Source organism: Arthrobacter psychrochitiniphilus, assembly GCF_003185915.1.
GTDB lineage: Bacteria > Actinomycetota > Actinomycetes > Actinomycetales > Micrococcaceae > Specibacter > Specibacter psychrochitiniphilus.
In genome coordinates this window covers 479,738-487,843 of sequence record NZ_QHLZ01000002.1, presented here as the reverse complement: position 1 = coordinate 487,843, position 8,106 = coordinate 479,738, and the positions used below count along the sequence as shown (strand labels likewise).

The 8,106-nt window shown below is 60.3% G+C and carries 7 protein-coding genes; 4 read left to right on the top strand and 3 right to left on the bottom strand.

All coding sequences use genetic code 11. The annotated features are described in order from the left end of the window. Nucleotides 1–284 precede the first annotated feature (284 nt). The 3 genes from CVS29_RS05555 to CVS29_RS05545 are packed head-to-tail and all read right to left on the bottom strand — an operon-like array spanning nt 285 to nt 5,701. Entirely contained in the window at nt 285–3,578 is a 3,294-nt protein-coding gene (locus CVS29_RS05555) for an ATP-binding protein (RefSeq protein WP_110105316.1), read from the bottom strand. After that, the gene (locus CVS29_RS05550; protein ID WP_110105315.1) at nt 3,575–4,246 is read right to left on the bottom strand and encodes a DUF4194 domain-containing protein; all 672 of its coding nucleotides are present in this window, start codon (nt 4,244–4,246) and stop codon (nt 3,575–3,577) included. The genes CVS29_RS05555 and CVS29_RS05550 overlap by 4 nt, the downstream gene beginning before the upstream one ends. 6 nt (nt 4,247–4,252) lie before the next feature. Further along, on the bottom strand, nt 4,253–5,701 hold the full coding sequence (locus CVS29_RS05545; RefSeq protein WP_110105314.1) for a DUF3375 domain-containing protein: 1,449 nt from the start codon (nt 5,699–5,701) through the stop codon (nt 4,253–4,255). Between the two features lie 412 nt (nt 5,702–6,113). Between CVS29_RS05545 and rpsF the strand changes: the two genes are divergently transcribed. The 4 genes from rpsF (at nt 6,114) to rplI (ending at nt 7,896) form a co-directional block, all read left to right on the top strand. Beyond that, nucleotides 6,114–6,419 carry a 30S ribosomal protein S6 gene (gene rpsF, locus CVS29_RS05535; protein WP_110105312.1) on the top strand — a complete coding sequence of 102 codons (306 nt, stop codon included), beginning with the start codon at nt 6,114–6,116 and terminating at the stop codon, nt 6,417–6,419. A gap of 62 nt (nt 6,420–6,481) precedes the next feature. After that, a complete protein-coding gene (locus CVS29_RS05530) occupies nt 6,482–7,099 on the top strand; it encodes a single-stranded DNA-binding protein (RefSeq protein WP_110105311.1) in 618 nt (205 codons plus the stop codon). A 92-nt stretch (nt 7,100–7,191) separates the two neighbouring features. Further along, nucleotides 7,192–7,431, top strand: a complete 240-nt coding sequence (rpsR, locus tag CVS29_RS05525; RefSeq protein WP_005273147.1) for a 30S ribosomal protein S18 — start codon at nt 7,192–7,194, stop codon at nt 7,429–7,431. 15 nt (nt 7,432–7,446) lie between these two features. Then, nucleotides 7,447–7,896, top strand: coding sequence for a 50S ribosomal protein L9 (gene rplI / locus CVS29_RS05520; protein WP_110105310.1), 450 nt, complete (start codon nt 7,447–7,449; stop codon nt 7,894–7,896). Nucleotides 7,897–8,106 lie beyond the last annotated feature (210 nt).

Genomic DNA, 8,106 nt, shown 5'->3' with positions numbered 1-8,106 from the left:
GGACACCGCCGGACAACACCAAAAAGGGTAGAGGCCCCACACCACCAGGTGCGGGGCCTCCCCACCTTTAACACCACCAACACCACCAGCCGCCCCACACCAGGGCGGCTTCCCGCATTTAACGGGCTTCCCTTGGTTCCCACCACCAGATTTGGGGGCCACCCCCTCCTTCTGGAGCCGTGGTGGAGCAGAAGTGGCGGAGGCAGAAGAAGGGCGGCAATCGTAGTGATTGCCGCCCTCCGGATGTCTTATCCCTTCAGTGTTCTGTGCCGCCTAGCTTGGCGTTAGCGCAAGATGATGGCCGTGGCAGTGGCGGGAGACTGGCCCGTGGAAACAAATCCTGAGACGTTAGCGTGCGGGTGCTTGATAATGTCCGTCACCGAGCCCAAGTGACGAGACAAATCAACCTTGTCTTCCGGGGCAGCCAGTAACAACTGGAAGCCAAACTCCTGAAGTGCGTTGATGCCGGCCCCCGCGTATTCGGAGTTGGCCTGGATGAAGGCCTCATCGATCATCACTGTCCCGTAGGTGCTGTAGCCCTGAGCATCGATCCCCAACTGGTACGCCAACGCGGCACCCATGATGAAAGAGGTGAAGCGCTGACCCTCACCGCCCGAGAGTGTGCCCGGCTCGAGGCCGGTCTCAATCTCACCGTTAGGGCGGTGCTCATTGCAGCTGATGCTCACGTGTTGACGGACGTCCAATACAGTGTCTGTCCAATGAGCCAGGGCAGGATCGGCCAGCGCGTTAACCAGCAGTTCTAGCTGCTGATAGCTGGAAGCCATGGTTTCCTCCGTGGCCTGGGTGTAGGCATTACCCAGTGCTTCCTTGAGGTCTTGGCGGAAGGTGCGGGCCTCGTCCGGAATGCTGGTTTTGACTTCGAGGCGCAGGCGGCTGCCCTTTTCAAAGGGCACGTCTGCCAGAATCTGGTTCAGCGGCAGTATGCGTTCCTCAATGGCACGGCGCTCTTCCTCCAGCAACTGCAACAGGTCCGAGAAACGTTCGTAGGAGCGGTTGTTGAAATACTCCTTGAACTCATCCTGACGCTGGGGTAGGCCATCGGAAACAATGCGGTCATAGAGTTCGGCATAGTGTGGTGCAGCCTCAGCGCCCGTGCCGTGGCTGGCGCTCATGGAGGGTCCGAACGCCCTGGCAAAGGCCTTAAAGATTTCGCTCAGCGCACCTTCCGTGCGGAACTGGTGCTCCTTCAATGTGGCGATACGCTCACCCAAGTCCACGGCGACATGGCTTAACAGCATTTCCAGCTCTTCAAGGGTGTTGGGTTCACCATCTCTGAGATAGGGGGCAAAGGCTTCCTGCGCCCAATCGTCGGCGGGCTTTGCTGAGTCGCCACCCGCGAGCACGGCCTGTACCGAGGCAAGGTCCCGCTCCAGGGCAGAGCGATCGTGGTGAAGTACAGCCACCCGGCCCACGGCAGCTTCCAGTTCAGCCTGGGCCGCTGTGAGGGAGTCTCTGAGTTGGGCCAAGGTGGTGCTGCCTGCAATGGTTTTCTCCAAGGTTGCCGCCAGTCCGTCCAAGGTGGTGGCTAGTGCCGTTGAGTCCAGTTCGTCAAAGCGCCGGGAGTCACCGGCTATCCGCTTCAGTGTTGCAAGCTTGCGGGCCGATTCCTCCTTCACTAGGCTGCTCTGCATGGCGGCGGCTTCTGCGGCTGACTGTTCGGCCGCCAGAAGTTCCGCCTGCTCTTCCAGCTCGGCAATCTTGGCCCCATTGTTGAATCCGAGCAAGTAGTCTGCTGGGTTGATGGTACGGGTATCACGCTCAAACAATGCGGCGCCGAGTTTCACGGTACCGGCCTGCGAGACTGCCTTTGCGTGCTGGTGCAATGCTGCGTCGTCTACAACGCAGGCTAATGCGAAGTCTCCCGCGATTTTTCCACGTAGCCAGGCGCCGGCGTCGGACTCGTGGAAATCAAGTTTGGTGACCAAATGATCGCGCCCCGCCTTGGCTGGCTTGGCCGGAACACCCAGATCTATCCAGCGCAGCTTGCCATGGCCCTCAAGGGTGTTGATAGCGGCCGTCACGGCAGCGACGTCCGGACCCCTCACCAGCAAAGTGGTGGCGAGCGAACGCAGTACCTTCTCCGCCGCAGGCCGCCAGGCACTGTGACCGCCGCCAATGTCCACCAGCTCTCCGGCAAACGGCATATCCTGGACATCGAACCCTGTTGCGGCACAAATGGCGCGGCGGGCCGCGGCGCTGCGCGAGTCAATGTTGGAGCCGCGGCGCTCATAGGCTGCAATCTCGGCACGCAGCGCCTTCTTCTGTGCCTTGACATTCACACTCGCTGCAACGGATTGATATTCGTAGGCCTTGGCTGAATCGGTCTGTGCTTGTTGAGGCTCGACGCCGTCTGCCGCGGCCGAGCGGGCTGCGGCCAGGCCATCAGGGCTCCAGTCATATTCAAGCCCGGCCCCCGAGAGGTCTTCCCTAACAGCAGCCTCAAGACGTACCCGCTCGGTGAGTTCGCGCTTACCGCTGCGGATGTCCTTTTCTAAATTCTCGATGGCATGCCCACCATGGCTGGCATGTTGGTTGGCCAGCGCGGACACGGATTCACCCAGTGCGTCCTTTGCTAGTGTGGCAGCCGCGATTTCGGTGTGCTTGCGCTCCTGCGCCTCTTCCAGTGCAACGGCCTTGGCCGCCAGCAGTTCCCCTTGGAATTGCTGGCGCAGAAGGGGAAGCTGAACATTTTTTAGCTCAACTGTGCGGGTATATTCTGCGCCCAATTCGCACATTTTTTGATGCAGCGCAGGCACAGGGGCCAGCGCATCTCGCTGTCCACGGGCGTCCTGAAGCTGCCGGTGAATACCGCTGAGATGGCTGAAGTCCTCCACCGCGGCAGCGGCAGCGGTCAGTGTGGCCGGCTTGTCCAATACCTCGTAGCGGAAGAAGCGGTTGACGCCCTTATCCAGGCCCTTGCCGTTCTGTAGCGTTCGCAGCAAGCTGAACGCCTTGTCGTTGTGGATTCCCAGCTTGCGCCGGAACCGCTCAGCAAACGTCTTGTGCACATCAAAGGCCTCGGCCCCGGGAAGCGCAGCGTGCAGGGACGACGGCGAGAAGCGGCGGCTGCCGTGGTTCTCCAGTGCCTGGGTGTCAAGGGGCTTGTCATGGATGAGGTAATGCTTGCCAAGCTGCCCCTCAAGGCCGTTCGCCGGCAGGTCAAAGAGGGCGGCAATAGTGACGTGCCTACCCAATCCGTCCTCGAACACGAGCGCTGTGGCGGACCAAGTGGCGCTGGGGCGTTGGTATGCATCGCCCTGGGCAGTTTTGATCTTGCGTCCGCGCATATAGCTGAACGTGGTGCGGCGGTCCTTGCGGTTCGACGCGTCGTGCGCGGATTCGTTGAGCCTCGGCGCAGCATAGAAAATATGCTGGATGCCGTCAAAAAGCGTTGACTTGCCCACGCCTGGGTGGCCCGTTAGCAAGGTACCGGCACGGTCCACATACATGCTGTGGCGTCCGTGGAAGGTGCCCCAGTTGATGATCTGAATTTGGCTCAACCGGAACTGTCCGGGGTTCAGTTCCTCGCCGATGGGCAAGGTTGTTGCAATGCTCATAGGAAGGCCCCTTGCGTGGCAGAGTCGTCAGTAGCGGAGCCGTCTGTAGCTGGCTCGTCGGTGCCGGGCTCGTCTTGTGCGCCAGCATCCAGTGCGGCCAGGTAGGCCGGTATTTGATCGATGGAGTCAAACGGCAAGGCCAGCGCAAGGGCGTTACTGACCCTGTATTCGTTCTCCAGCTCGGTGGGCAGGATGAGCTTAAGGTTGAGCAATCTGGCCAGTGCCGCATCCGTGGCCTCGTCCAGACGCTTGTCATCAACAGTGCCGGGTTGACGGTGTTCAGCCAGGATCTCCCGTGCCCCCGCCCGGGAGATACTCACATCCGTCCCCGTGCCAGCGTGCCTATCCAGCAATACCCGAAGACGCAATGCAAGCAGTGTTTCCTCGCGGCGCAGGGGCTTTCTAGCCACGATGGGCTGGGCATGGACTGCCTCAATCTCGGCGGGCGCGAGCAGTGCAATTTTGCGTTCACTATCAACACTGAGCAACAAGAAAATCTCGCTGAGATACTGCTGGAGCGAGACGGAGTGCGTGAGAATGGTGGTCCACAGGGCTGGATCTGCTGCGCCGTCAATGTAGGGCCCGCGTAGCAACCGCACGAGGGCTTGGCGCATGTCCAGAGGAAATGAGCCGGTGTCGCCGGGAAAGAGGGTGCGCTCGGTGCTCATGGTGCGTTAGTCCTTCGTGAAGGTGAAAAGGGGGACGGTTGCGGTGCGCGTGGTCCCGTCAATCTGTGTGAATGAAAGTGTTTCGCTGCGGCCCGGATCCAGGTTGTGATTGGAACCGCGTGCAGCGAGAATCAGTCCGCGAATCGTGTTGATGTGATGAAGCTCGTCCGGCAGGCAGGCATAAGCCTCTGAAAGAGTGGCGGCACCATTGCGCAATTCCTTGGCCTGCTCCACGGCGGCCAGCAACTTGGGCATATCGGGTGCCGGTGTGGCCGGGGTCCTGTGGATATCGGCGTCGCTGAGGGCCGGGGGAGCGGCCAGTTTAGGTGGCGGTACGTGGTCCTCCGGATTGAAGATCCCCAGCCCGGCCAATGTTTCAAAGGTGGGTGAGAACAGCAACGGTGTCACCACCGGGGTGCGGGATCCCAGGGACGCCGTAGCAACACCCTGTTCGGCAGCATGGATGGCTTTGCGCAGCAGCACCGACTCTTGGAATTCTGCGGACTGGACGTAGGCGTGCAGGCTCTCCGAAAGGCGCCCGTAGATCGTGTGGACCTCGGCTGCCTGGCGGCGCATTTCCCGAACCAGCGAGGCTAAGTTGTGCCGTTCTTCGGAGGTGAGTGCCGCGGTGAAGTCCCGCTCCAGGACTTCATTGACCGATTGCCGGAACCGGGCCTGCTGAACGGGATTGTTGAGGAACTCGGTGAAGCCTTTGAAGGTCTCGCCCTCGGCCGTGCCGCGCAGGGCCTTATCTCCTGCCAGTACCTGGCCTACGGCAACACCCTTCGTCACGGAGGATTCCATGATTTCGGTGCGTATTGTGTGCAACATGACCTCAACGCCGTCGCGCATGCGCTTGAAATCAGCCGGCAGACTGGCGGCTAGATCAAGCACGCTGCGGGTTGCGGCAACCGCGGAGTCGTTGGAGAGCACGGCCGGGCTGGCGCCGTTTTGCAGCGCGTTGATCTCATGGCGGCGCTCAAGAATTTCCGCTTCGAGGGCAGCGATGCGCGACTCCGGGTTGGGATCGCTTTGCTGCGAGAGCGTTTCAATACTGTTCAGCAGCGTGCTCAGACGTGAACTGTTCAGGTTCGTGTGACGGGCACCGAGCGTGTCAATGAACGCCAGCACCCGTGCCGTGGCTGCCGTTGGCTCGTACTGGAACTTGCCATCAACCATGGGCCGGGCCAGGAACTGGCTGCGTACCCAAGAGTCCGCATAATGCGAAGCCTGCCAGGCCTCGTTCAGGCTGAGGCTCTCCTCCCGCAACTCCTTCATGAAGTCCGTCAGCGAGGCATGGAATTCCTCTAGGGGAACGCGCTGCCGGGTGGCGCTGAATTCTGCCCGCAAAAAAGCAAGCGCCCACGGTGCACCCTGGAGAAGTTTCCAGGCCGGGCCTGTCCGCAGCTGTTTTTGCGCGTGCCACTGCGCAACGGCGTTGTCAGTGGAGCGCATGGCAGAGCCTTTCGGCAAAAGGGGACGGGGTTAGTCCCATTTTAAGCCATGGTGTGGCCATTTCCGCCGCTTCTGGGCCCCGTCCGAGCGTGACGTTGGCGGTTCATCCTTTTCATCCGTGAGAAATGGTCGTTTTGAGCCGAGAAAGCGACCATTTCTCACGGATGGATGAAGATGGTGCCGGCCGGATTGATGCGTGGGGTGCTGAAAGTGAGCCTCGCGGCAGGGGGCACAGCGTGTGGCGAGAGTTACGCACAGGGGTGAGTGCCCGGCGTCGTACTTACGGTAGGATGGATAAGTCTGTGCTGGCACCGGACCCACTCGTTGAGTGTTCGCGCCAGGCAGCACCGCAAAAGAACCTCCTGTTACGGAAATGCCGTAACCGCCTAGACCAAAGGAGGTGGGTTCACATATGCGTCCTTACGAACTGATGGTAATCATCGACCCCGATGTTGATGAGCGTACCGTTGAGCCGTCGCTTCAGAAGTTCCTCAATGTCATCACCAACGATGGTGGAACCATCGAAAAGGTTGACATCTGGGGCCGTCGTCGCCTGGCTTACGACATCCAGAAGAAGTCTGAAGGTATCTACGCCGTGGTGAACTTCACCGCTGAGCCTGCTACCGCTCAGGAACTTGACCGCCTGCTTGGCCTCAATGAGACCATCCTGCGCACCAAGATCACCCGTCCGGAAGAGCAGAAGGTTGTTGCCGAGTAATTTCGGCAAACACCCCATAGCTTTTTCATTGTAGGAAAACACCAAGCAGGAAGCAGGAGCAGATGGCAGGCGAAACCACTATCACGGTCATTGGTAATCTCACCGGTGACCCGGAACTTCGGTTTACCCCGAGCGGTTCAGCAGTAGCGAACTTCACCATTGCGTCGACTCCGCGGACCTTTGACCGCCAGTCCAACGAGTGGAAGGACGGCGAAACGCTGTTCCTCCGCGCGTCGATCTGGCGTGAAGCGGCCGAGAACGTTGCCGAATCCCTCACAAAGGGCATGCGCGTACTTGTTTCAGGCCGGCTGAAGTCGCGGACCTACGACACCAAAGAAGGCGAAAAGCGCACCGTTATGGAGCTTGAGGTCGACGAGATCGGTCCCTCGCTGCGCTATGCCAACGCCAAAGTCAACCGCACCCAACGCTCCGGCGGACAGGGTGGGGGCAACTTCGGTGGCGGCAATGGCGCTCCCGCGGGCGGCAACTTCGGCGGCGGCAACGCTGGCGGAGGACAAGGCGGCTTCGGTGGCGGCTCTCAGGGTGGCGGCAACGCTCCTTGGGGCGGCGGCCAACAGCAGCAGCCACAATCCGCACCGGCGGCTGATCCCTGGGCTACGCCCGGTGGAACAACCGGCGGCTGGGGCGCGGGCCCGGATAGCTCCGAGCCTCCCTTCTAGAAATACCAAGTAAATTTGTGCGGCAACCGCCGTACGCACACCATCCCGCGGATTAATATCCACGGGCTCCACGAATACTAAGGAGCTCCACGATGGCTAAGGCTGAACTCCGTAAGCCCAAACCAAAGTCCAACCCCTTGAAGGCCGCTGACGTCACAGTCATCGACTACAAGGACGTAGCATTGCTGCGCAAATTCATTTCTGATCGCGGAAAGATCCGTGCGCGCCGCGTCACGGGTGTCACCGTCCAGGAGCAGCGCAAGATCGCACAGGCAATTAAGAACGCCCGCGAAGTTGCACTGCTGCCCTACTCCGGCGCTGGCCGCGGTTAAGGGAGATAACTAAACATGGCAAAGCTCATTTTGACTCACGAAGTAAGCGGCCTCGGTGCCGCTGGCGACATCGTTGAGGTAAAGAACGGTTACGCACGTAACTTCCTTTTGCCCCGCGGCTTCGCACTGACCTGGTCCAAGGGCGGTGAGAAGCAAGTGGAGACCATCAAGGCTGCACGTGCTGCTCACGCGCACGCGACCATTGAAGCCGCACAGGCGCAGGCAGCTGCCCTGACGGCTACGGTAGTTGTACTCAAGGTAAAGGCAGGCGCCTCAGGCCGCCTGTTCGGCACCGTCAAGGCTGCCGACGTTGCACAGGCTGTTGCCGCTGCAGGTCTGGGAACCATTGACAAGCGCAAGGTTGAACTGCCCGCCCACATCAAGTCGGTTGGCAAGCACACTGCAACTCTTCGTCTCCACGACGATGTTTCAGCTACGCTCACCTTGAACGTTGTAGCAAGCTAGTCTCGCTGCACTGCTTCATCGCTTCAAAAACCCGGTCCCCTTGTGGGGGGCCGGGTTTTTGGGTTAACGCCCCGTTTGGTGAAAATACGACGGCGGGTCACTCACCTTCCCTTCCCCGAAGCGTACGTGAAGTGATATTCACCGAAGGCAATGCGGCAGTGCCGGCACATACCTGAGTGCGCATAGGAGCCGAAGGCAGGCCTGAACTGT

Coding starts and splice junctions, on each gene's coding strand:
- rplI (WP_110105310.1), top strand. CDS start 7,447: ATGGCAAAGCTCATTTTGACTCACGAAGTAAGCGGCCTCGGTGCCGCT.
- rpsF (WP_110105312.1), top strand. CDS start 6,114: ATGCGTCCTTACGAACTGATGGTAATCATCGACCCCGATGTTGATGAG.
- rpsR (WP_005273147.1), top strand. CDS start 7,192: ATGGCTAAGGCTGAACTCCGTAAGCCCAAACCAAAGTCCAACCCCTTG.
- CVS29_RS05550 (WP_110105315.1), bottom strand. CDS start 4,246: ATGAGCACCGAGCGCACCCTCTTTCCCGGCGACACCGGCTCATTTCCT.
- CVS29_RS05555 (WP_110105316.1), bottom strand. CDS start 3,578: ATGAGCATTGCAACAACCTTGCCCATCGGCGAGGAACTGAACCCCGGA.
- CVS29_RS05530 (WP_110105311.1), top strand. CDS start 6,482: ATGGCAGGCGAAACCACTATCACGGTCATTGGTAATCTCACCGGTGAC.
- CVS29_RS05545 (WP_110105314.1), bottom strand. CDS start 5,701: ATGCGCTCCACTGACAACGCCGTTGCGCAGTGGCACGCGCAAAAACAG.